Source organism: Modestobacter sp. SYSU DS0875 (genome assembly GCF_054050915.1).
Genome location: NZ_JBJHAH010000007.1, coordinates 1 through 21,086 on the forward strand (window position 1 = coordinate 1; position 21,086 = coordinate 21,086).

The following is a 21,086-nucleotide window of genomic DNA, read 5'->3' on the forward strand; positions in this document are numbered from 1 at the left end:
GTGCTCCTGGCTCAGCCCAGGCGGTGAGCCAGGAGCACGCACGATCAGCTGACCTGATCTGGGCTGGGGGGGCAGCCGACGCCGCTCGTCCCGGTCCGATCTCACGTGGTGTCCGTTCGGTTCATGCCCTCGAGACGGAACCCGGGCACGCGAGGTTGCACGGCCGCCGGGCGGACCCGGCTCAGCTGCCCGTGGGATCGAGTGCGGAGCCGAGGAGGAGGAGGCTGAGCAGGAACGCCCACCCTCCGGTCAGCCGGCGGGTCCCGGGCCGGGGCGCCGGCAGACCGGGGAACGGCCCGGCCAGCAGCAGGAACGCCAGCGACCCCACCGGGTTCCAGCTCAGCCAGAACCAGGCCCAGCGGGTGGCGCGTGCCGGCCGCGGCCCGGCGACCAGCAGGAACACGACCGCGACGGCGCCGAGGAAGAGGACCAGCCCGACCCAGGTGGACACCCGCCAGCCCAGCACCTCCGACCAGGACCACCGCTCGCCCGCCGGGACGATCCTCAGCTCCGGGTGCTGGGTGCGCAGCTCGTCGGCCAGACCGCCGGGAACGACCGGGCGGGTGCCGTCCGGCGCCTGCTGCCCCGGGCTGACCTCCCACACCTCGGTGCTGTGCCGGAGCACACCCGCACGCCACACCGCGGTCTGCACGGCGACGCCGGTCGTTCCCGGTTCCAGCCCCTCGGTCACCGCGACCTCGTCCACCCGCCCGTCCGCGATCGCGAGGTGCAGGTCGTCCAGGGATGCGGCCCGCTGTCCGGTGAGGACGACGACGAGCGCGACGGCCAGCCAGCCGACCGCCAGCACCACCCGCAACGCCGTCCACGGATCGCGCCATCGGGCGCGAGGGCGTGCGGGAGCGATCGGGGCGGGCGCCGGCTCCATGGCAGGACCGTAGGCGTGGCGGCCTCCCGCCGGGAGCGGAACACGCCCGGCCGCGCCGGGAGCCCGGCCGGGGTTCAGCCGCGGGCGCCGGCGACCCCGAGCACGGCGGCCAGCCCGAGCGCGCTGCGCGGGGCGTACGGCCCGCGCCACAGCCCGCCGTGCGCGGCGGCGTGCGCCTCGTCCTGCCACGGGTGCGCGTGCGCCGGGCCCCCACCGGTGTGCAGGTCGTGCACGAGCAGCGCGGCCATCAGCACGTTCGACGTCGCGGGGTCGAACACCTCGACCCCGAAGCGGTGCGCACCGGCGTAGGCGGCGGCCAGCGCCCGGTTCTTCACCACCGAGCGGGTGCGGGTCGGGGGCGCGACGTTGAGCGAGACGGTGGCCCCGCCGGCGCGGGCGACGGTCGCCCGCCAGCGCTGCACCCGCTTGGCCAGCGCGTAGTTGGGGCCCTGCTGGGGGACCAGGCTGTCGTTGATCCCCGGGTCGGCGCCGGGCACGTAGTTCCGCTGCAGCAGGCGGCCGGCCGACAGCGTGCGCAGCGGCCGGCCCAGCAGCTTCGCCGTCCGCGACCGGTCGGCGTACGCCGCCACCGACGCCGCCACCGCGTCGCGCGGCACCACGAAGACGTCGGTGGGGGTGGCGAGGAACGCCAGCGCGAGATCGGGACGGCGGTGCTGCAGGCGCACGGTGAGCGCGTCGACCGCGGTGGAGACCCGCACGTTGGTGGCGCCGTCGGCGTAGACGTAGTTGCCGAGCACCAGGCTGCCGGGGAGGCCGTGCAGCCACTCGGCGACCTCGGGCACCTCGGCCACGAGGTCGGCCCCGGCCTCGGCGGCCGGGTCGGCGTGGTCCCGCCGGGCCGGCAGGAGCAGCGTGCCCGCGCCGCGCCGGGCGGTGTCCAGCACCCGGTGCCACAGCTCCACCCGCGGCAGGTCGACGGCGGCCACCCGGGCGCCCCACCGCAGCAGCGCGGCGAGCGGGCCCATCTCGGCGCCCGCTCCCAGCACGGCGACCGTGCGCCCGTGCAGCGCCAGCCACTCCGGGTGCTCCAGCACGGTGCGCACCGCGTCGGCACAGCTGGGCTCCACCGCGCCGCCGGCCACCCAGGCGTCCAGCCGCCGGCGGACGTCGTCGCCACGCAGCCGTTGCCCGCGCCACGGCAGGGTGAGCTCGCGCTCCGGCTGCGCCTCGCCGCGCACCTCGACGGTGGCCGGCGACCGGCGGGGAGCCGCGGTGCGCAGCGCGTCCAGCTCGGCCTCGCCGTCGGGGCCGGCGACCCGCATCCGGGAGTGCAGGGAGTCCAGGCCGGCCGCGGCGACGGTGCGGGCCGCGGCGGGTGAGGCGAGCCCGGCCTCCACCGTGCGCCGGACGTGCGCCAGGTAGCCGGCCCGCCAGTTCGTCTCGTGCTCGGCGGCCCGCGCCCCGGTCGGGTCGACCGGGCGCAGTGCGTCGGCGACCACCGCCCGGCCGACGGCGGCCGTGCTGCGCCGCCCGTCCGGTCCGGCCGGGAACACGACGCCGCGCTGGTGCCGCTCGTCCGAGGAGGTCATCCGCCGATCCTGCCGGAGGGGCTGCGGCCGGCGCCCGGTGGAGGCGCCGGCCCGGCGATCAGCTGCCGTCGCCCGGGCGGCCGATCCGGTCGTCGGCGAAGTCGCGGCCCTTGTCGATCTGGGCGTCGTGGTTGCCACCGGTCTTCTGGTCGGCGAACTGCTCGCCCTTGTCCAGGCCCTTGTCGCTGACCTGCTCACCCTTGTCGCTGTTCAGCGCGCTCTTGGCCTTGTCCATCATGCCCACGATGTCCCCCTGGGGTCCGGCCGCGCCGGGCGCGCGACGTCAGGACTGCCATGCCCGCGGCACGCCCCGGGAACACCCGTCGGTCCCGGACGATCTGCTCGGTCCCGGACGATCTGCTCAGTCCCGGACCATCTGCTCCGCCACCGGCGCACCGGCCTCCAGCCAGCGCAGCAGGGTGCGGACGGCGAACCCGGTGCCCCCCTTGACCACCTCGGCGGCGTCGCTGCCGGCGCGGGCCGGGCCGGCGACGTCCAGGTGCGCCCAGGGCAGGCCGCCGGTGAACGGCTGCAGGAAGAGCGCCGCCGTCGTCGACCCCGGGTTGCCCGGCGCGTTGTGGGCGTCGGCGACGTCGGAGTCCAGCTGCGCGCGCAGGTGACCCACGTGCTCCTCGGTCAGCGGCATCCGCCAGAACGACTCACCGGCGTGCCCGGCGGCGGTGCGCAGCGCGTCGGCCAGCCCGTCTCCAGTGGCCCAGAGGCCCGCGGTGCGGGCACCGAGCGCGGTCTTGACCGCACCGGTCAGGGTGGCGACGTCGACCAGGGCGGTGGCGCCGAGCTCGGTGCGCGCGTAGGCCAGGGCATCGGCGAGCACCAGCCGGCCCTCGGCGTCGGTGTTGCGCACCTCGGTGGTGCGCCCGCCGACGTGCCGGACGACGTCGGCGGGGCGGTAGGCCGAACCGGAGACGGCGTTCTCGGCGAGCGCGACCACGGCGGTGACCGCCACCGGCAGCTCCAGCCGGGCGGCGGCGTCGACCGCCGCGAGCACCGCCGCGGCACCGGCCATGTCGGTCTTCATCTCGCGCATGCCGGCGGTGGTCTTGATCGACAGGCCCCCGGTGTCGAAGGTGATGCCCTTGCCGACCAGCACCGGGTGCCCCTCCCCCGCCCCGGGCGGTGCGTACCGGACGACGACGACCCGCGGCGGCGACGCCGAGCCCCCGCCGACGGCGAGCACCCCACCGAAGCCGCCGGCGCGCAGCTGGTCGGGGCCGAGCACCGTGGCGTCGACGTGCGCGAGGCCGGCCAGCCGGGCGAGGACCTGGTCGGCGAGCCAGGCAGGGGTCTTGGTGTCGCTGGGCGTGTTCACCAGGTCGCGGGCCCAGACGACGGCCTCGGCGGCGACCGAGCCGGCGAGCTCACCGGCGGCCACGGCCGGGTCGTCGGCGTCGGCGGCGACCACGGCCACCTCGGCCAGCCGGGGCGGGTGCGGCGTCGACGGGGTGCGGAAGCGGTACCCGGCCAGCACGACGGCCTCCACGGCGGCGCGCACCTCCTCGGCGCCGGCCGGGCCGGCGGCGGAGTCCAGCGGCAGCACCAGCCGACGGGCGCCGTGCTCGGCCAGGGTCTGCGCACGGCGGACCGCGACCCCCACGTAGCTGCGCAGGTCGGGGACGGTGCCGTCGCCGACGCCCACCGCCACCACGCTGCGCGGGCGCCGGCCCGGAACCGGCAGGTTGGTGATCCCGCCGGGCTTCCCGCCGTTGCCGGTGTCGGCCAGCGCGCCGGCGAGGAACTCCGGGTCGACCGGCACCTGCGGAACGGCGTCCGGGCCGCTCAGCCAGGACGGCAGCGCGCCCCGGGCGCCGACCGGCACCGCCAGCACGTCGTCCGGCCCGAGCACGGGCAGCGCGGGCAGCACGGTGACCTGAGGGGACGGCAGCGCCCCCGGCAGGGACGACGGAGCCCCCTGGAGCGACGACACGGCCCCGGCCACCGGCGTGCTGCCGGCGGCCGGGGCCGTGTCGTCGCCCGCGGGGCTGCCCGCGGGCAGGCTCGCGGCGGTGTTCAGCTGATCGCGCCCTTCAGGGCCTCGGAGAGGGCGCTCGCCTCGTCGGGGGTCAGCTCGACGACCAGCCGGCCGCCCCCCTCCAGCGGAACGCGCATGACCAGGCCGCGGCCCTCCTTGGTGACCTCGAGGGGACCCTCACCCGTGCGCGGCTTCATGGCCGCCATGCGTGCCTCCTTCGCCCGCCACCCGTGGCCGGACGGCCGCGGTGTGGCACCAGTTGTGCAGAGAACCTGCGCCCATGATCCCGTATGGGGGCGGATCGACCAACCCGGACCCCCCGGCGCGGGTCAGACCGGGCCGGCGGAAACGGCGCGGAAACACCCCGCGACGTGGTCGTCGACCATCCCGGTGGCCTGCATCAGCGCATAGCCGGTGGTCGGCCCGACGAAGCGGAAGCCCCGGCGCTTGAGGTCCTTCGCCATCGCCACCGACTCCACCGAGGTGGCCGGCACGTCGGCGAGGGTCCGCGGCCGGGGACGCGGCCCGGCCGGCGCGAACGACCACAGCAGCGCCGAGAGGCCCTCGGGCACCTCCAGCGCCGCGCGGGCGTTGGCGATCGCGGCGGTGATCTTCGCGCGGTTGCGGACGATGCCGGCGTCGGCCATCAGCCGCGCCACGTCCTCGTCGGTGAACTCCGCGACCGCCGCGATCCGGAACCCGGCGAACGCGGCCCGGAAGGCCGGCCGCTTGCGCAGGATCGTGATCCAGGACAGCCCCGACTGGAACGCCTCCAGGGTGAGCCGCTCGTAGAGGGCGTCGTCCCCGTGCAGGGGTGTCCCCCACTCCTCGTCGTGGTACGTCACGTACTCGGGTGCGCTGGTCGCCCAGCCGCATCTCGGACGGTCCACGACTGCCGACGTTAGCGTTCCCCGACGCGCGCATTCTCATCGCCGGAGGGGCTGGCTTCGTCGGCTCGCACGTCGTCGCCGCCTGCCGCGCGGCCGGCCACGAGGTGCGGGTGCTCGACGCCCTGCTCCCCGCGGTGCACCCCGGCTACCCCCACGGCGTGCCCGGGCTGGACGGCGTGGAGCTGCTGCACGGCGACGTCCGGGAGGCCGCGGCCGTCGACCGCGCACTCGCCGGAGTGGATGCCCCCCGCCCCTGACCCCCTGCCCGCCGACATGGCCATGTCGGCGGGCAGGGTGTCAGCCGCGCAGGTCGAGCACTCCGATCGGCGCGCCCCGCCAGAGGTCGCGGAGGGCCTGCTCGGGGTAGCTCCGCACCCCGCCCCGCTCGCCGGTGTCGAACACCCGGGTGGGTGCCTGCCGCTCGTCGAACGCTGGCCAACCGGGATCGCCGTCCCGGGCGAAGGTGGTCCACGCCGCCTGCAGCTGGGCGGAGACCTCGGCGGCCTCGGCCGGCGGTGGGCTGCCCAGCAGCTGCGCGCCCAGCCCGACGTCGAGGCGGCCGAACACCAGCGGGACGTCCAGGGCGTGGCACGCGCCCAGCACCCCACCACCGCCCGGCGCGGGCCAGGTCAGCTCGTACAGGTGCGCCCGGCCACCGCCGGCGGTCTGCGCCCGGGCGACGTCCAGGCTGGGCACCCGGAACATCCGGTCGGAGTGCGCCAGGACGAACAGCTCCTCGGCCCCGGCCTCCGGATAGGCCGCCCGCATCCGGGTCTCCGGCGTCGCCCCCGGTCCGAAGACCGCCATCGCGGTGGCCGCCATCTCGTCGGTGACCGCGCCGACCTGACCGGCCAGCGCGAGGAACAGCCGCCACTCGTCACGGTTGTGCCCGACCACCAGCGGCACGTCGCGGGCCGCACCGGCGGTGAGGCCGGTCCACGGGTCGGTGGGCAGCACCTGCCCGTCGACGACCGGGGAGAACGGCGTCGGGGTGTGCGCCACCAGCCCCCAGCGGTCCAGCCCGGGCAGGCGCCGGTCGAGCTCGCCCAGGGCGTCCAGCAGCCGCTGCGGCGGGACGTCGGCGAGCGCGGCGGCCGACGCGGGCAGACCCAGCGGCGCGAGCAGCTCGGCGCTCACGTCGCGCGCCAGCTCCGGGGTGAACCAGGTGCCCGGCACGCTCTGCAGCACCGCCTGGGAGAACAAGCCACCGGCCGTCGGCATCACCAGCAGGCCGGCGATGATCCCCGCGCCGGCGGACTCCCCGAAGACCGTGACCCGCGCCGGGTCCCCGCCGAAGGCGGCGATCTCCTCCTGCACCCAGCGCAGCGTCGCCTCGACGTCGAGCAGCGCCCGGTTCGCCGGGGCGCCGTCGAACTCCGCCCAGCCCTCGACCCCCACCCGGTGGTTGGCGGTGACCACCACGACGCCGCTGCGGGCGAGCGCAGCGCCGTCGTACTCGGGCACGCCGGCGGTGCCCATCCGGTAGGCGCCGCCGTAGACCCACACCAGCACCGGCAGCCCGGTGGCGCCCGGGTCCGGCGTCCAGACGTTGAGGGTCAGCCAGTCGGTCGGGTCGTGGCGCAGCGGCCCGGCGGACGGCGGCTCCGGGGGCGGCGGGCCCATCGGTGCCTGCGGTGGCGGAGGGCCGAAGACGTCGGCCTCCCGGATCCCGTCCCACGGCTGGGCGGGCCGGGGCGCCTGGAAGCGCAGCGGGCCCACCGGCGGCGCGGCGAACGGGATGCCGCGAAAGACGGCCACGCCGTCCTCGCGCCGCCCGCGCAGGGCGCCGGCACGGGTGCGGACCAACGGAGACGTCATCGGCTCGGTCATCGAATGCTCCTCGAGAAGGGGTCAGGGGACGGCGCTGTCGACCTCGGTCAGCTCGGAGCGCCGCGGGAGGTCGGGGCTGCGGCGGGTGGCCAGGACGCAGCCGAGCAGCACCAGCGGCAGCCCGACGGCGAGGCCCAGGGTGAACGGCTCGTCGAGCAGCAGCACCCCCAGCAGGACGGCGACCGCCGGGTTCACGAAGGTGATCACCAGCGCCCGCTGGGGGCCGGCCTCGCGGATGAGCGCGAAGAACAGCGCCATGGCGAGCGCGGTGCACACCAGGCCGAGCGTGGCCAGCGACACCAGCGCGTCGGCCGGGGCACCGGGCAGCTGCCTGAGCTGGGGCAGCGCGAACGGGGCGTAGACCACCGCGGTGACCGCGAGGGCGATGGAGGCGGCCGCGACGCCGGGGACGTCGGGCAGCGCGCGGGTGACCACCATCGGCGCGGTGGCGTAGCCGATCACCACCAGCCCGACGGCGCCGATCGCGGACAGCTGGGCACCGGCGACGTCCAGCCCGAGCAGCGCGGCGATGCCGACGACGCCGATGAGCATGCCCAGCACCCGCACCGGGGAGAGCCGGTCCTCGTCGCCGGCGATCCGGGCGGTGAGCGCGGCCACGAACGGGACGGCGGCCACCAGCAGCCCGGTCAGCGAGCTGGACAGCGACTGCTCGGCCCAGGACAGCAGCAGCCACGGGCCGGTCATCTCCAGCACGGTGAACAGCAGCAGCGCCCGCCAGTGCCGCAGCGCCGGGCGCAGCTGACCGCGGGCGATCGTCCACGGCAGCAGCACCGCGGCGCCGATGACGCAGCGGGCGAAGACCACCAGCACCGGGGAGAACTCGCCGACGGCGACCTTGATCAGCAGGTAGGGCACGCCCCAGATCAGCGACATCGCGACGAACAGCGCCCAGCCCCGCCGGCTCACCGAGCCACCCCCGACGTCCGCACGCCGGCCATCCTCGCCCACGACCCGGCGCCGTCGTCAGCGCGGTCACCACTCGGTGCGGACGACGACCTCGATCACCCCGCGCTGAACGGGGTCATCTCGACGGGGAAGCACCGCTGGGCGCGAGGTGATCACCCAGGCGCGCTCAGCCGAGGGAGCGGGCCGCGCGGTCGACCATCCGGCGGCTGGCCGCGGTGCCGGCCAGCACCAGGGCACAGCCGACGACGACGGAGGCCGCGAACAGCAGCAGCCCGACCGGCTCCTGGACGAGTGAGTCGAAGTACGGGGTGACCAGCAGCAGCGCGGTGACCGACGCTCCGCCCACGCACACCGCCAGCGGCAGCCCGGTCTCCCGCATCCGCGCGGCGTGCAGCGTGCCCACCTCGGTGCCGGCCAGGTGCAGCGCCCGGTACTCGGCGGCGGAGTCCAGCGCCCGGCCGGCCTGGGTGACCCCGGTGGAGACCGCGGCCAGCAGCGCGGCGACCACCAGGGTGACCGCCGTCCCGGTGGCGATGTCCGTCCCCAGGTGGTCGACGTCCGCCCCCTCGGCCGCGATCGCCGGGCTGACGCTCAGCACCCCGGCCACGAAGGCGATCAGCGCGACCCCGCCGACGCTGCGCCAGGCGGCCTTCGGGTCGTCGAGCAGCCGCCGGCCGGCCAGCAGGGTGGGCACGCTCTGCGCCCGGTGGACGACGACCCGGCCGAGCAGGGTGACCAGCCAGGGCCCGACCAGGGTGAACACCCACATGGCGCCGGCGAGGGTGCCGATCAGCACGCCGAAGACCACCACCGCGTCGGCCTGGAGCTGCCCGTTGGCGGTGGCCACGAAAGCGCCGCCGAGCACGACCAGCGGTACGAGGCGGGTCCAGGACAGCCCCTTCGGCGGCAGCCGGCGGGCCACCCCGAGCGGGGTGATCGCCACCCGGCGCAGCGCGGTCAGCGCCGAGACCAGCGCCACCACGGGGACGGCGGGCAGCGCGAGCGCCGCCCAGCTGCCGACCCACAGCTCGGCGACGTCGAAGGTGCGCCCCTGGAAGGGCAGCAATGCGACCAGCGGCAGGGTCGCGCCGTAGAGCACCGCGCCGAGCAGCGCCCCGGCCACCGCCTGGGTCAGCGCCTCGGCCACCGCCATCGCCGACACCTGCCCGGTGGTCGCCCCGGCCAGCCGCAGCGCGGCCATCCGCGCGTTGCGCCGGGCGACGGCCAGCCGGGCCGCCGCCCCGCCCAGGGTGACCAGCGGCACCAGGATCAGCGCGGCCGCGGTCAGCGACAGCACGACGTAGACCTCAGCGAGGTCCTCCCGCTCCCCACCGGCGCGTTCCAGGAAGGCCCGCACGCCACCGAGGGTGGTCAGCAGCGCCCAGGTCACCGCGGTGAACGCCAGCACCGCCAGCCCGGTGGTCAGCCGGTCGCCGCCCTGCCGGCGGGCCAGCCCCGCCCACAGCCGCAGTGCGGCGATCACCGCCGCACCCCGTCCGGGACCGGGACGGTCCGCCGGTCGTCGACCAGCCGGCCGTCGGCCATGGTCACCACCCGGTCGCAGCCGGCGGCCACCCGGTCGTCGTGGGTGACGACGACGAGCGCGGCGCCCGCCGCCGAGGTCGCCGTGACCAGCAGGCGCAGCACCTCCTGACCGGTGGCGGCGTCCAGGGCGCCGGTCGGCTCGTCGGCGAACACCACGCCCGGTTCGCCCACCAGCGCGCGGGCGATCGCGACCCGCTGCCCCTGACCGCCGGAGAGCTCCCCGGGCCGGCGCTGCTCCAGCCCGGCCAGGCCGAGCCGGCCCAGCCACTCCGCGGCCCGGGCGGTCGCCATCCGGCGGCCGGCGCCGGCGAGCATCAACGGCAGCGCCGCGTTCTCCACCGCCGGCAGCTCCGGCAGCAGCTGCCCGGACTGGAAGACGAAGCCGAAGTCGGTGCGGCGCAGCGCGGTGCGCCGGGCGTCGGAGAGCCGGGCGAGGTCCTGCCCACGCCAGGTCACCGACCCCGAGGTGGGCCGCACGATGCCGGCCAGCACGTGCAGCAGCGTGGTCTTGCCCGAGCCCGACGGGCCCATCACCGCCAGCGAGCCGGGGCCGACGTCGAGGTGGACGCCGGCGAGGGCGTGCGCCGCGGTGGGGCCGGCGCCGTACGTCATCCGCACGTCGCGGGCGGAGAGCACTGCTGTCATGCCCCGATCGTCGGGCGGGCGGGGGTCCGACCGCGTCGCCCCGGAGGCGGATCCTGCCCGCGCCGGGTCCACCGCCGGTCGTACGACCAGTGGCAACCTCGCCCTGATCACCCCGAGCCGGGTTCGGCGGCGACAGTTCTGCTGGGTGTGATGGCGGATAGCGCGCCGCGACCACCCGAGCAGGGCCGGCTGGCGGCCCTCGGCTGTCCCGGCCACCCGCGCACCCAACCGGTCCGCCCAGTCCGAGGGACCGTAGCCGTGCGGATGCCAGGATCGCCCGGTGACGACCTATCGGGTAGCGGTGACCTACACGGTCGATGTGGTGGACCAGGAGGCGCTGCGCCGAGCTGGCGCAGCCGCGTGGGATGCGTCAGCCGAGGGCTGGACGGTCGGCATTGACGATGACGGTGGTGCCATGGAAGCCACGAGCGAGGAGGTGGCAGCTGTGGCACCTGAGCCAGAGGCCAGCATCGCCTTCGTCCTGGGCGCCCAGCCATACCCGGCCGTCCCCGGAGTGCGGTTCGCTGCCTCGTCCATCGACGTCCAGCCAGGCACATCCTCCGAGTAGCCAGAGGAGGTGCGCCGCGACACAGCGCGAAGCGGCGGCGGGGACGGCTTGCTGCCGCGCTCAACCCGTGCTGAGCGCGGTCACCACGGCGGGGAGGCAGCGCTGGACCCGTGGTGATCATCCCCAGCGCGCGGCCGGGCGTTTCCTCGCCGCGGCGGCCGGGCAGCGAGAGGCGACCGCCGCCGCCCGCCGAGGGAGCACCGTGACCGAGCCCGCGCCCCGCGACCGCCGCCGGCTGCTGTGGGCCGGCCTGCTGTTCGGCGCCGGCGCGATGGGTGCGGTCGACGAGATCGTCTTCCACCAGCTGCTGCACTGGCACCACTTCTACGACCGTGCCGGCGGCGATCTGGCGCTGGTCTCCGACGGCCTGCTGCACGCCGCCACCTGGTCGGCCACCGTCGCCGGGCTGGCGCTGCTGGCCGACGTCCGCCGGCGGCGCTCCTTCGCACCGCGTACCTGGTGGGGCGCGGTGCTCACCGGGGCCGGCGCGTTCCAGACCTTCGACGGCGTCGTCGACCACAAGGTGCTGCAGGTGCACCAGGTCCGCTACGGCGTCGACCTGCTCCTCTACGACGTGGTGTGGATCGGCGCCGGCCTCGTCCTGCTGGCCGCCGGGCTGCTGGTGCTCGGACGGCGGCGCGCTGCCGCGGACCCGTGACCGGCGTCGTCCTCGCCGTCCTGGCGCTGCTGGCGTTCGGCTACCTGCTCGCCGCGGTCGACCTGCGCTGGTCACCGCGGCGGACGGCGAGCTGGCTGGCCGGGCTGGCCGTGGCGGCGGCCGGGCTGACCGGCCCGCTGGCGCAGGCGCACGGGGACCTCCGGGCGCACCTCGCCGCCCACCTGCTGACCGGGATGGTCGCGCCGGTGCTGCTGGTGCTGGCCGCCCCGGTCACCCTGCTGCTGCGCACGCTGCCGGTCGCCCGGGCGCGGGCGGTGAGCCGGCTGCTGCGCTCGGCCCCGGCCCGGGTGCTCGGCGACCCGTTCGTCGCGGTCGCGCTGAACGTGGGCGGGCTGTGGGTGCTGCACGGCAGCGGACTGCTCGGCGCGGTCGCGCACTCCCCCGGCGGGCACCTGCTGGTGTCGGTGCACGTGCTGCTGACCGGCTGGCTGGCCACCGCCGCCGTCCTCGCCGTCGACCCCGCGCCGCACCGGCGGGGCGTCGTCGCCCGGGCGGTGGCGCTGGGCGCGGGGATGGCCGGGCACGACGTCCTGGCGAAGTGGCTCTACGCCCACCCGCCGGCCGGGGTCACGCACGCCGAGGCCGGCGCGCGGCTGCTCTACGACGGCGGCACCGTGGTGCACGTGGTCGTCGCCGCGCTGCTGTGGTCGGGGTGGTACCGCAGCCGGGCGGCCGTCCGGGACGCGGAGCGGGATGCCGAGCAGGCCGCTGGTCAGCGCCCGTGGGCGCGGGCGTAGGCGGCGAACCGGCGCAGCGAGACCCGGTAGGCCGCGGCGATCACCGGGCGCACCAGCGGCCAGCCGGCCCGGCCGAGCGCGCCCAGCGGCAGGTCGACCTCCTCGGTCCACACGAACGTCGACCCGCCCTCGCCGCGGGGCAGCACCTCGAAGGTGCCGGTGCCGCGCACGACCTTGCCGGTGTGCCGGACGTCGACCCGCCGCGGCGCCTCCCAGCGGGTGACCAGCATGGTGTCCAGCACGCCGATGCGGCGGCCACCGAGCAGCCCGAACGGCAGCCGGACGCCGGTGACCGCGGCGATCCGCCCGCCCACGCCCTGCGCGCCGGAGTCCTCGTCGGGTTCGACGTCGGTGAGCAGCATCCACTCGCCCTGCCGCTCCCAGTCGACCAGTGCGGCGAAGACCTGCTCCGGGGGTGCGTCGACGTCGACCTGCTCGACCAGTTCAGGCATCGGTGCGCTCCTCGGGTTGGACGGGGGCGGCGCCCCCCGGCTCGGTGTCGGTGTCGGCGTCGGTGCCCGCGCGCAGCGCGGCGATCTCCGCGTCGCGTTCGTCCAGCGCCTGCGCGAGCTGCTCCAGCAGCCAGTCGACCTCGCTCATCCGGTAACCCCGCACCGTGACCGACATCCGCAGCGCGCGCACGTCGTCGGCGACCACCGGCCGGTCGTCGGGCAGCTCGACCGGGGAGCGCGCCGGGTCGGCCGGCGGCTGGGTCTCCCCCCGGCCCAGCAGCAACGAGCCGCCGAGGAACAGCAGCCCGCCGACGACCAGCAGGCCGAGGACGAAGACGACGGCGGACACGGTCAGTCGTCGACCGGCGCCGGCGACGGGGCGTCCGCGGCCGGGTCCCGCTCCCGCTCGGCCTCGGCGGCCGAGATGATCGCCACCGCCTCGGCGACGTCGTCGGTGACGTGCAGCAGGTCGAGGTCCCGCGGGCCCACCGTGCCGGCCTCGGTCATCGTGGTGCGGATCCAGTCGAGCAGCCCGGACCAGTACTCCGAGCCGAAGAGGATCACCGGGAAGCGGGTGACCTTGCGGGTCTGCACCAGGGTGAGCGCCTCGAACAGCTCGTCGAGCGTGCCGAAGCCGCCGGGGAGGATCACGAAGGCCTGGGCGTACTTCACGAACATCGTCTTGCGCACGAAGAAGTAGCGGAAGCTGATGCCGACGTCGACCCACTCGTTGAGCTCCTGCTCGAACGGCAGCTCGATGCCCAGGCCGATCGACATGCCGCCGGCGTCGCAGGCGCCCTTGTTGGCCGCCTCCATCGCCCCCGGCCCGCCGCCGGTGATCACCGCGTAGCCGGCCTCGGCCAGCGCGGCGCCCAGCTGCACCCCGGTCTCGTAGAACGGGGAGTCGCGCGGGGTGCGGGCGCTGCCGAAGACGCTGACCGCACGGGGCAGCTCGGCGAGCAGGCCGAAGCCCTCGACGAACTCGCTCTGGATGCGCAGCACCCGCCACGGGTCGGTGTGCACCCAGTCGCTGGCGCCGCGCAGGTCCAGCAGCCGCTGGTCGGTGGTCGACCCCTCGGTCTGCGGGTCGGGCTCACCGCCGCGCAGGGTGATCGGGCCCCGGTGCCGGGTGGGGCGCGGCCTGCGGCCGTTCTCGGTCGAGCTCATGCGTCGCTCCCGCTGAGGTAGGCGATCAGGGCGTCCTCGGCCGGCTGGAGCCGGTCGATGCGCGTGTACTCCCCGACCTGGTGGGCGAGGTTGGGGTCTCCCGGGCCGTAGTTGACCGCGGGGATGCCGAAGGCGGCGAACCGGGCCACGTCGGTCCAGCCGAGCTTGGCGCGCGGCGGCTGCCCGACGGCCGCGACGAAGTCCGCCGCGGCCGGCTCGCCCAGGCCGGGCAGCGCGCCGCCGGAGGAGTCGGTGACCTCGAGCGTCACCCCGGCGGCCAGCGCGTCGGCGAACACCTCGCGCACGTGCGCCTCGGCGGCGTCCTCGTCGCGGTCGGGGGCGTAGCGGAAGTTCACCGTCACCCGGCACTCGTCGGGGACGACGTTCCCGGCCACGCCGCCCTCGATCCGCACCGCGTTGAGCCCCTCCCGGTACTGCAGGCCGTCGATCTCGACCTGGCGCGCGTCGTACCCGGCGAGGGTGGTGAGGATGCCCGCGGCGCCGTGCACGGCGTTGACCCCCAGCCAGGACCGGGCGCTGTGCGCGCGCTTGCCGGGGACGGTGAGGACGACGCGCAGCGTGCCCTGGCAGCCGCCCTCGACGACGCCGTCGGTGGGCTCGAGCAGGATCGCGAGGTCTCCGTAGAGCCAGCCGCGCCGCTCGCGGGCCACCCGGCCCAGCCCGTTGCGCGTGGCCTGGACCTCCTCGTTGTCGTAGAAGACGAAGGTGAGGTCGCGGGCCGGTTGCGCGCCGGGCACGCCGAAGCGGGCGGCCAGCCGCAGCATCACCGCGTCACCGGCCTTCATGTCGCTGGTGCCGCAGCCGTAGAGCCGCTCCTCGCCGTCGACGGTCTCGACCCGGCTGGGCAGGTTGCCGGCGACCGGCACGGTGTCCAGGTGGCCGGCGAGCACGATCCGGGTGGGCAGGTCGAGGTTGGTGCGGGCCAGCACCGTGTTGCCGACCCGCTCGACCTCCAGCCCGCCCAGGCCGCGCAGCGCGGCCTCGACCGCGTCGGCCAGCGGCTGCTCCTCACCCGAGACCGACGGGGTGTCGACCAGCGCGCGGGTCAGGGTCAGCACGTCGGCGGTCAGGTCCAGCGGGGCGGGAGCGGTCACGGGCCGAGCCTAATCAGGCCCGGCCCGTGACCGGCCCGCACGCGCGGGTCGGCCGGCCGCGGTCAGCGCGCCGGGGTCAGCCGCACGAAGACGCCGCCGGCGCGGTGCACGACCTCGGCCCGGCAGCTGCCGGTCGTCTCGACCACGGAGCCGAAGGCGCCGCGCACCGACCGGGCCAGCAGCACTGGCACCTCACCGCCGTGCGCCCAGCGGCGCGGGTCGGTGACGGTGACCTCCAGCCGGCTGCCGGCCCCCAGGATCGCCGTGCCGATCACCGACAGCGGGGGCTGGGCGCCGGCGCCGAAGGTCAGCTGCAGCGCACCACCGGTCAGGCTCACGTCCCCGCGCGCCGCGACCACGGTCGCGCCGGCGCCCAGGCGCAGGGCCCCGCCGTCGACCTGGACGGGGCCGTTGCCCAGCGCGCCGTTGGACCGGGCCACCAGGGTCCCGTCCAGCACCCGGGTGCCGCCGGTCCAGCTGTTGGCACCGGCCAGTTCGAGGCTGCCCGAGCCGGCCTTCACCAGCCGGCCGGCGCCGGCGACGTCGTTGCGCCACGTGTCGCGGGCGGAGAACCCGCCGGCCGTCGCGTCCATGGCGACCCGCACCTCGCCGTCCAGGCGGCCGTAGCCGTCCGCGGCCGCGAAGAGGTCCAGCCGGCCCCAGAGCTCGGGCCCGTCCAGCAGCGGGTAGCCGCCGGGCAGCGCCGTCGTGCGCAGCACCTCCCGCCGCTGCTCGGCGGTCAGGTAGGGCAGCCGGGTCTCCAGCAGCACCTCCGCGCCCTTGGGCACGACCATCGGCGTCTGCGCGCCCCGGCGGGGCAGGTCGTAGGTCAGCTGGTGCAGCACGGTGCGGCGGTTGGCCGCCCGGTCGGCGTAGGGGTCGGCCCCGGTGTGCGCGGCGTCGAACAACGTGTCCGGCGTCGTGCCGGTCCGGGCGGTGAACCAGGCCAGCGCCTGCTCGCGGGCGGCCACCTTGACCGCGGCGTTCGCCGGGTCGTGCAGCGCGGCCGCGGCGAGCGCGGTGGCCAGGACGCGGCCGCCGATGACGTCGACCGGGGAGTGCATGCCGGCGACGATCCGGGTGTGGCTGAGCTCGCTGGCCCGGACGACCAGCTCCTGGAACCGCTCCGGAACGGCGTACGCCAGCGCCAGGGCGGCCAGCCAGAAGGCGTTGGCGTGGCCGCTGGGGTAGCCGCCGTCCTCCTCGGGGTCGGTGCTGCGCTGGCGCAGCAGCTGCGGCACCACGACGACGTCCGTCCGGTAGACGGGATAGCCCAGCTCGTCGGTGGCGCCGGTGTCCACCACGGTGTTGGCGGTCGTCATCCGCCACGGCCGCGGGTACTGGTACGTGTACTTGGACGGGTTGCTCGAGGCGAACGGCCCGCGCACCGTGTTGACCAGGGTGGCGACGGCGCCGAGCTCGGAGCTGGTGGAGCCCGCGCCGACGGCCGACCCGGCGGGGGCACCGGCCGGGACGGCGTCACTGATCTTGGTCGGGGGGACGCCGTCGGGCGCGGCGGTGATGCTGGTGACCGCCTGGGCTCCGGTGCGGTAGAGATCGGCCAGCGGACCGAGCCACCGATGACCGCGTAGCTCTGGTGCTGCCGGTCGTACACGAACGCCGCCCGACCTTCGGCGTCGGTGCGCGCCCGGGTCGTCGCGACGACGTAGGCCATGTTCTGCCGCAGCAGCGGGTCGACCGCCAGCCCGGTGTCCCAGGCCGGGCCGGTCCGCCACAGCTCCTGCATCCCGGACAAGATCCGCACCGCGGCGTTGGTCTCCGGCGTGGAGTTCGCCGTGACGTTGGTCGTGTACGAGTCGACGAAGGCGGCCAGCGTGCCCGTGCCCCCGCCCGGCGTCGCCGCGACCGGGGCCGCCAGCGCCGCCGCCGGGCGGAACAGCGCCGCCGGCGCCAGCAGCAGGGCCGAGCCCGCCGCGCCGACCTTGAGGAAGTTCCGCCTGTTGACGCCCTGACCGACCGCCGACCGGCCGTCCTGTACCTGCACCGCTCGCCTCCTGGGAGTTCCGGGCGGACCGTCCGCCGCGGGAGGACCCTGGCCGAGACAGGTGCCGACCCGGCCAACGGCGGGCGTCGTGATCACCAACAGCCCGGGGCCGCCGGCTCCGATCGGCTGCGGCGTCGATCACGGGGCTGGGTAGCGTGGTCGACCGTGACGACCCCTGCAGAGACCACCGGCGCGAACGGCGTCGGCATCGCCACCCTCAGCGCCGACGGCACCGTCCTCGACGTCTGGTTCCCGGCCCCCTCGCTGAGCTCCGCCGACCAGGGCGGGAGCGGCACCCAGCAGCTGGGCGTCCTGGAGCTGGAGGGCCTGCTCGGCCCCGACTACTCCGGCCTGGTCCACTCCGACGAGGTGCGCGGGGTCACGTCGGTCGCCGTCGCGACCACCATCGCCGACCTCACCGAGCCCCCGGCCGACGCCTACGACGCGTGGCTCCGGCTGCACCTGCTCTCCCACCGGCTCGTGCGGCCGCACGGCGCGAACCTGGACGGCGTCTTCGGCCTGCTGGCCAACGTGGCCTGGACCAGCGCCGGGCCGGTGCTCGCCACCGACCTGGACACCGTGCGGGCCCGGATGCGCTCCGCGCACGGCCAGCTGACCGTCTTCGGGGTCGACAAGTTCCCCCGGATGGTCGACTACGTCGTCCCCTCCGGGGTGCGGATCGCCGACGCCGACCGGGTGCGGCTGGGCGCCCACCTGGCCGAGGGCACCACGGTGATGCACGAGGGCTTCGTCAACTTCAACGCCGGCACTCTGGGGCCCTCGATGGTCGAGGGCCGGATCAGCGCGGGCGTCGTCGTGGGCCGCGACTCCGACGTCGGCGGCGGCGCCTCGATCATGGGCACGCTGTCCGGCGGCGGGAAGCAGGTCATCTCGATCGGCGAAGGCTGTCTGCTGGGCGCCAACGCCGGCATCGGCATCTCCCTCGGCGACCGCTGCGTGGTCGAGGCCGGCTGCTACGTCACCGCCGGCGCCAAGATCACCCTGCCCGACGGCTCGACGGTGAAGGCCGCGGAGCTCTCCGGCCGCGACGGGCTGCTGTTCCGCCGCAACTCGGTCACCGGGGCGCTGGAGGCCACGCCGCGGGACGGCGACTGGGGCTCGCTGAACGCCGCCCTGCACGCGAACGACTGAGCACGCCGACGACTGAGCCGCACGTCTCGCGCTGACCGGGGGCTCGCCGCGTCGTCCTGCCAGGGAAGGCACAGCCTGGCTGCCTAGCATCGGCGACGATGGCGAGCTCCCCGGCGTCGACGCGGCGGCCCCCGGCCCGGTCGGGGCGTCCCCCGACCCGGCCGGTGCCGCGCGGTTCCCGCCGGCCGGGGGCGCGGAAGCGTCGCCAGCGACGGCCTGCCGGACCGGTGCTGCTGGTCCTGGCGTTGCTGCTGCTCGGTGGGCTGGCGGTCTGGCGGACCGGCGACGAGGCTGCGCCGGTGGCCAGCGGTACGTGCACGGTGACCGGGTCCGACGTCACCGTGACCACCGAGCAGGCGGCCAACGCCGCCACGATCGCCGCCGTCGCCCGGTCCCGCGGGCTGCCGGTGCGGGCCACGGTGATCGCCCTGGCCACCGCGCAGCAGGAGTCGCGGCTGCGCAACCTCGACCACGGCGACCGTGACTCCCTCGGCCTCTTCCAGCAACGCCCGTCCCAGGGCTGGGGCAGCCCCGAGCAGGTGCAGGACCCGGTGTACGCCGCCGGGAAGTTCTTCGACGGCCTGGTCGAGGTGCCCGGCTGGGAGGCCGGCCGGCTCACCGAGGTGGCCCAGGCGGTGCAGCGCAGCGGCTTCCCGGAGGCCTACCAGCAGTGGGAGCCACTGGGGCAGGCGCTGGGTGGTGCGCTCCTCGCCGACGGGCCGGGGACGCTGTCGTGCAGCTACGCCCCGACCGCCACCGACACCCCGGTCGACCAGCGCGTCGCTGCCGTGGCCGACGCCGTCCGCCGGGAGGCGGGTCCGGCCGAGATCGGCGTCGGCGGCGGCCTGACCGTGCCCGGGGAGGGCTGGCCCGCGGCGCACTGGGCGGTGGCCTCGGCCGACCGGTTGCAGCTGGCCCGGGTGTCGCTGGACGGCTGGCGGTGGACGCTGGACGGCGGCTGGGCCGAGGCGCCGGGGACCGGCGGGCGGCCGCTGCGCCTGAAGCTGGCGACCTGACGTCAGCCGGCCGCCCCGACCGCCAGCAGCGCCGCGGCGGCCGTCGCGGCCAGCGCCCGGACGGTGTTCCAGCCGGTCCACCGGCGCACCCAGCCCGGCCACCGCTCCCCCGCCGCGGGTGACCCGGCGTCCAGCCGGGCCAGCGCCTCGTTGAGCGGGACGTTGCCGGCGACAGTCACCCCGACGACGCCGACCAGGTAGACCGCCGTGCCGGCGAGCACCGCCGGCCGACCGTCGCCGGCCAGCTCGCGCACCGCGGTGACCAGGCACAGCGCGGCGGTGCCGAACAGCAGCGTGAGGAAGGCCGGGCGCAGTGCCCGCCGGTTCACCGATTGCATCGCCGCAACGCCCTGGTCCGGCGGCAGCGCCGCCAGCGCCGGCATCACCATGAGGCTGAAGACCACGAAGGCGCCGCCGACCAGACCGGCGCCGAGCGCGGTCACCCCGGGCAGCAGCTCCACGGTCCGACTCCGCGCGCGGTCAGCCGGCCAGGCGTGAGGCGGCTGCGTCGATGCGCTCGTCGGTGGCGGTGAGCGCCATCCGCACGTGGCGGGCACCGGCGGGGCCGTAGAACGAGCCGGGTGCGGCGACGATGCCGAGGCCGGCCAGCCAGTCGATCGTCGTCCAGCAGTCCTCGTCGCGGGTGACCCACAGGTAGAGGCCGGCCTCGGAGTGGTCGATCCGGGCACCGATCGCCCGGACCGCGGCCACGAGCCGCTCCCGCCGTGACCGGTAGCGCTCCCGCTGGGCCTCCACGTGCGCGTCGTCGGCCAGCGCGGCGGCCATCGCCGCCTGCACGGGAGCGGGCACCAGCAGGCCGAGGTGGCGGCGGACCTCCCACACCCGGCGGACCAGCGCCGGGTCACCGGAGAGCAGCCCGCCCCGGTAGCCGGCCGCGGTCGACTGCTTGGACAGCGAGTGCACCGCCAGCAGGCCGGAGTGGTCGCCACCGGACACCGCCGGGTGCAGCACCGACCGCGGGGCGACGTCCCAGCCCAGCTCGATGTAGCACTCGTCGGCCACCACGGGCACGCCGTGCTCGCGGCCCCACGCGACCCAGGCGCGCAGCTCGTCGTCGCCGAGCACCCGGCCGTGCGGGTTGCCCGGCGAGTTCAGCCAGACCAGCACCGCGTCCCCCGGCTGGGCCGGCGGGGCGTCGGTGCGGACGACGTCCAGCCCGGCCACCACCCCGCCCACCTCGTAGGTCGGATAGGCGACCTCCGGGACCAGCACCGTGCCGGCGTGCAGGCCGAGCATCGTCGGCAGCAGCGCCACCAGCTCCTTCGAGCCGATGGTCGGGATCACCGACGGGTCGGCGCCCAGCGGGTCGGCCAGCTCCACGCCCAGCCGGCGGGCGAGCCAGCCGGCCGCGGCGCGGCGCAGCTCGGCCGTGCCCAGCGCCGTCGGGTAGCCGGGCGCGTTGCCGGCCGCGGCCAGCACCTGCGTGAGGACGGCGGGGGTGTCGTCGACCGGCGTCCCGATGGACAGGTCGACGACGCCCCCGGCGTGCTCAGCGGCGCGGGCGCGGGCCGCGGCCAGCGAGTCCCACGGGAAGTCCGGCAGCTGCGGGCGGCCGGCGGGCCCGGTGGTGCTCAGGAACCCTCACCCTGCGGCGGCAGGGCGGCGACCAGCGGGTGGTCCTTGGCGATCTTGCCGGTCTTGGCGGCGCCACCGGGGCTGCCCAGGTCGGAGAAGAACTCCACGTTGGCGTTGTAGAAGTCCTTCCACTTGTCCGGGACGTCGTCCTCGTAGTAGATGGCCTCCACCGGGCAGACCGGCTCGCAGGCGCCGCAGTCGACGCACTCGTCGGGGTGGATGTAGAGCATCCGCTCGCCCTCGTAGATGCAGTCCACCGGACACTCGTCGATGCACGCCTTGTCGAGGACGTCGACACAGGCCTGGGTGATGACGTAGGTCACGGGTCTCCTCCGG

Annotated in this window: 25 protein-coding genes; 7 read left to right on the forward strand and 18 right to left on the reverse strand. The window is 76.3% G+C overall.

All coding sequences use genetic code 11. From position 1 onward, the window contains the following. Positions 1-181 precede the first annotated feature (181 nt). The 6 genes from ACI79Y_RS05455 to ACI79Y_RS05480 form a co-directional block, all read right to left on the reverse strand. Positions 182-886 carry a hypothetical protein gene (locus tag ACI79Y_RS05455; protein ID WP_457157496.1) on the reverse strand — a complete coding sequence of 235 codons (705 nt, stop codon included), beginning with the start codon at positions 884-886 and terminating at the stop codon, positions 182-184. 74 nt (positions 887-960) lie between these two features. Continuing rightward, positions 961-2,436, reverse strand: a complete 1,476-nt coding sequence (locus ACI79Y_RS05460; RefSeq protein ID WP_457157497.1) for a hypothetical protein — start codon at positions 2,434-2,436, stop codon at positions 961-963. 58 nt (positions 2,437-2,494) lie between these two features. After that, positions 2,495-2,671 (reverse strand): antitoxin, encoded by a 177-nt coding sequence (locus ACI79Y_RS05465; RefSeq protein ID WP_457157498.1) that lies wholly within the window; start codon positions 2,669-2,671, stop codon positions 2,495-2,497. Positions 2,672-2,797: 126 nt separating this feature from the next. Then, positions 2,798-4,381, reverse strand: a complete 1,584-nt coding sequence (locus tag ACI79Y_RS05470; protein WP_457157499.1) for a leucyl aminopeptidase family protein — start codon at positions 4,379-4,381, stop codon at positions 2,798-2,800. Between the two features lie 83 nt (positions 4,382-4,464). Continuing rightward, a complete protein-coding gene (locus ACI79Y_RS05475; RefSeq protein WP_457066014.1) occupies positions 4,465-4,632 on the reverse strand; it encodes a DUF3117 domain-containing protein in 168 nt (55 codons plus the stop codon). A gap of 123 nt (positions 4,633-4,755) precedes the next feature. Then, positions 4,756-5,316 (reverse strand): DNA-3-methyladenine glycosylase I, encoded by a 561-nt coding sequence (locus ACI79Y_RS05480; RefSeq protein ID WP_457157500.1) that lies wholly within the window; start codon positions 5,314-5,316, stop codon positions 4,756-4,758. On the opposite strand from ACI79Y_RS05480, the gene ACI79Y_RS05485 reads away from it, so the two are divergent. After that, the gene (locus ACI79Y_RS05485) at positions 5,280-5,573 is read left to right on the forward strand and encodes an NAD-dependent epimerase/dehydratase family protein (RefSeq protein WP_457157501.1); all 294 of its coding nucleotides are present in this window, start codon (positions 5,280-5,282) and stop codon (positions 5,571-5,573) included. The genes ACI79Y_RS05480 and ACI79Y_RS05485 overlap by 37 nt on opposite strands. A 40-nt stretch (positions 5,574-5,613) precedes the next feature. On the opposite strand, the gene ACI79Y_RS05490 is transcribed toward ACI79Y_RS05485, so the two are convergent. The 4 genes from ACI79Y_RS05490 to ACI79Y_RS05505 form a co-directional block, all read right to left on the reverse strand. Next, positions 5,614-7,146, reverse strand: a complete 1,533-nt coding sequence (locus ACI79Y_RS05490; RefSeq protein WP_457157502.1) for a carboxylesterase/lipase family protein — start codon at positions 7,144-7,146, stop codon at positions 5,614-5,616. A 21-nt stretch (positions 7,147-7,167) separates the two neighbouring features. Continuing rightward, positions 7,168-8,073 (reverse strand): DMT family transporter, encoded by a 906-nt coding sequence (locus ACI79Y_RS05495; RefSeq protein WP_457157503.1) that lies wholly within the window; start codon positions 8,071-8,073, stop codon positions 7,168-7,170. A gap of 166 nt (positions 8,074-8,239) precedes the next feature. Then, the gene (locus ACI79Y_RS05500; protein ID WP_457157504.1) at positions 8,240-9,556 is read right to left on the reverse strand and encodes a hypothetical protein; all 1,317 of its coding nucleotides are present in this window, start codon (positions 9,554-9,556) and stop codon (positions 8,240-8,242) included. Further along, positions 9,553-10,263 carry an ABC transporter ATP-binding protein gene (locus ACI79Y_RS05505; RefSeq protein WP_457157505.1) on the reverse strand — a complete coding sequence of 237 codons (711 nt, stop codon included), beginning with the start codon at positions 10,261-10,263 and terminating at the stop codon, positions 9,553-9,555. Before ACI79Y_RS05505 ends, ACI79Y_RS05500 begins: the two co-directional genes overlap by 4 nt. A gap of 280 nt (positions 10,264-10,543) precedes the next feature. Between ACI79Y_RS05505 and ACI79Y_RS05510 the strand changes: the two genes are divergently transcribed. From ACI79Y_RS05510 to ACI79Y_RS05520, 3 genes are all read left to right on the forward strand, one after another. After that, complete coding sequence (locus ACI79Y_RS05510) at positions 10,544-10,831, forward strand: hypothetical protein (RefSeq protein WP_457157506.1); 288 nt, start codon at positions 10,544-10,546, stop codon at positions 10,829-10,831. A gap of 202 nt (positions 10,832-11,033) precedes the next feature. Then, positions 11,034-11,489 (forward strand): DUF2243 domain-containing protein, encoded by a 456-nt coding sequence (locus ACI79Y_RS05515; RefSeq protein ID WP_457157507.1) that lies wholly within the window; start codon positions 11,034-11,036, stop codon positions 11,487-11,489. Then, positions 11,486-12,247, forward strand: a complete 762-nt coding sequence (locus ACI79Y_RS05520; protein WP_457157508.1) for a cytochrome c oxidase assembly protein — start codon at positions 11,486-11,488, stop codon at positions 12,245-12,247. Before ACI79Y_RS05515 ends, ACI79Y_RS05520 begins: the two co-directional genes overlap by 4 nt. On the opposite strand, the gene ACI79Y_RS05525 is transcribed toward ACI79Y_RS05520, so the two are convergent. The 5 genes from ACI79Y_RS05525 to ACI79Y_RS05545 form a co-directional block, all read right to left on the reverse strand. Next, positions 12,223-12,699 (reverse strand): SRPBCC family protein, encoded by a 477-nt coding sequence (locus ACI79Y_RS05525; protein WP_457157509.1) that lies wholly within the window; start codon positions 12,697-12,699, stop codon positions 12,223-12,225. The two genes, ACI79Y_RS05520 and ACI79Y_RS05525, sit on opposite strands and share 25 nt — an antisense overlap. Beyond that, a complete protein-coding gene (locus ACI79Y_RS05530; protein ID WP_457157510.1) occupies positions 12,692-13,048 on the reverse strand; it encodes a DivIVA domain-containing protein in 357 nt (118 codons plus the stop codon). The genes ACI79Y_RS05525 and ACI79Y_RS05530 overlap by 8 nt, the downstream gene beginning before the upstream one ends. 2 nt (positions 13,049-13,050) lie before the next feature. Further along, entirely contained in the window at positions 13,051-13,866 is an 816-nt protein-coding gene (locus ACI79Y_RS05535; protein WP_457157511.1) for an LOG family protein, read from the reverse strand. Further along, positions 13,863-14,981 carry a succinyl-diaminopimelate desuccinylase gene (gene dapE / locus ACI79Y_RS05540; RefSeq protein WP_457157512.1) on the reverse strand — a complete coding sequence of 373 codons (1,119 nt, stop codon included), beginning with the start codon at positions 14,979-14,981 and terminating at the stop codon, positions 13,863-13,865. The genes ACI79Y_RS05535 and dapE overlap by 4 nt, the downstream gene beginning before the upstream one ends. A gap of 62 nt (positions 14,982-15,043) precedes the next feature. Next, positions 15,044-16,369 carry a phosphatase PAP2 family protein gene (locus ACI79Y_RS05545; RefSeq protein ID WP_457157513.1) on the reverse strand — a complete coding sequence of 442 codons (1,326 nt, stop codon included), beginning with the start codon at positions 16,367-16,369 and terminating at the stop codon, positions 15,044-15,046. 285 nt (positions 16,370-16,654) lie between these two features. On the opposite strand from ACI79Y_RS05545, the gene ACI79Y_RS05550 reads away from it, so the two are divergent. The 3 genes from ACI79Y_RS05550 (at position 16,655) to ACI79Y_RS05560 (ending at position 19,154) form a co-directional block, all read left to right on the forward strand. Further along, on the forward strand, positions 16,655-16,954 hold the full coding sequence (locus tag ACI79Y_RS05550) for a hypothetical protein (RefSeq protein ID WP_457157514.1): 300 nt from the start codon (positions 16,655-16,657) through the stop codon (positions 16,952-16,954). Positions 16,955-17,151: 197 nt separating this feature from the next. Continuing rightward, positions 17,152-18,138, forward strand: a complete 987-nt coding sequence (gene dapD / locus ACI79Y_RS05555; RefSeq protein WP_457157515.1) for a 2,3,4,5-tetrahydropyridine-2,6-dicarboxylate N-succinyltransferase — start codon at positions 17,152-17,154, stop codon at positions 18,136-18,138. 227 nt (positions 18,139-18,365) lie between these two features. Further along, a complete protein-coding gene (locus tag ACI79Y_RS05560) occupies positions 18,366-19,154 on the forward strand; it encodes a hypothetical protein (protein ID WP_457157516.1) in 789 nt (262 codons plus the stop codon). 2 nt (positions 19,155-19,156) lie between these two features. Here ACI79Y_RS05560 and ACI79Y_RS05565 read toward each other — a convergent pair whose 3' ends face one another. From ACI79Y_RS05565 to fdxA, 3 genes are read right to left on the reverse strand one after another with little or no spacing between them, the layout of a single operon-like run. After that, positions 19,157-19,615 (reverse strand): anthrone oxygenase family protein, encoded by a 459-nt coding sequence (locus ACI79Y_RS05565; RefSeq protein WP_457157517.1) that lies wholly within the window; start codon positions 19,613-19,615, stop codon positions 19,157-19,159. A gap of 19 nt (positions 19,616-19,634) precedes the next feature. Next, positions 19,635-20,750, reverse strand: coding sequence for a succinyldiaminopimelate transaminase (gene dapC / locus ACI79Y_RS05570; RefSeq protein ID WP_457157645.1), 1,116 nt, complete (start codon positions 20,748-20,750; stop codon positions 19,635-19,637). Continuing rightward, entirely contained in the window at positions 20,747-21,073 is a 327-nt protein-coding gene (fdxA, locus tag ACI79Y_RS05575) for a ferredoxin (RefSeq protein WP_457083143.1), read from the reverse strand. The genes dapC and fdxA overlap by 4 nt, the downstream gene beginning before the upstream one ends. Positions 21,074-21,086 lie beyond the last annotated feature (13 nt).

Excerpts from the sequence above, each read along its gene's own strand:
- ACI79Y_RS05455 (WP_457157496.1), bottom strand. The coding sequence starts at position 886 with ATGGAGCCGGCGCCCGCCCCGATCGCTCCCGCACGCCCTCGCGCCCGA.
- ACI79Y_RS05460 (WP_457157497.1), bottom strand. The coding sequence starts at position 2,436 with ATGACCTCCTCGGACGAGCGGCACCAGCGCGGCGTCGTGTTCCCGGCC.
- ACI79Y_RS05465 (WP_457157498.1), bottom strand. The coding sequence starts at position 2,671 with ATGGACAAGGCCAAGAGCGCGCTGAACAGCGACAAGGGTGAGCAGGTC.
- ACI79Y_RS05475 (WP_457066014.1), bottom strand. The coding sequence starts at position 4,632 with ATGGCGGCCATGAAGCCGCGCACGGGTGAGGGTCCCCTCGAGGTCACC.
- ACI79Y_RS05490 (WP_457157502.1), bottom strand. The coding sequence starts at position 7,146 with ATGACCGAGCCGATGACGTCTCCGTTGGTCCGCACCCGTGCCGGCGCC.
- ACI79Y_RS05505 (WP_457157505.1), bottom strand. The coding sequence starts at position 10,263 with ATGACAGCAGTGCTCTCCGCCCGCGACGTGCGGATGACGTACGGCGCC.
- ACI79Y_RS05525 (WP_457157509.1), bottom strand. The coding sequence starts at position 12,699 with ATGCCTGAACTGGTCGAGCAGGTCGACGTCGACGCACCCCCGGAGCAG.
- ACI79Y_RS05535 (WP_457157511.1), bottom strand. The coding sequence starts at position 13,866 with ATGAGCTCGACCGAGAACGGCCGCAGGCCGCGCCCCACCCGGCACCGG.
- ACI79Y_RS05550 (WP_457157514.1), top strand. The coding sequence starts at position 16,655 with ATGTTCTGCCGCAGCAGCGGGTCGACCGCCAGCCCGGTGTCCCAGGCC.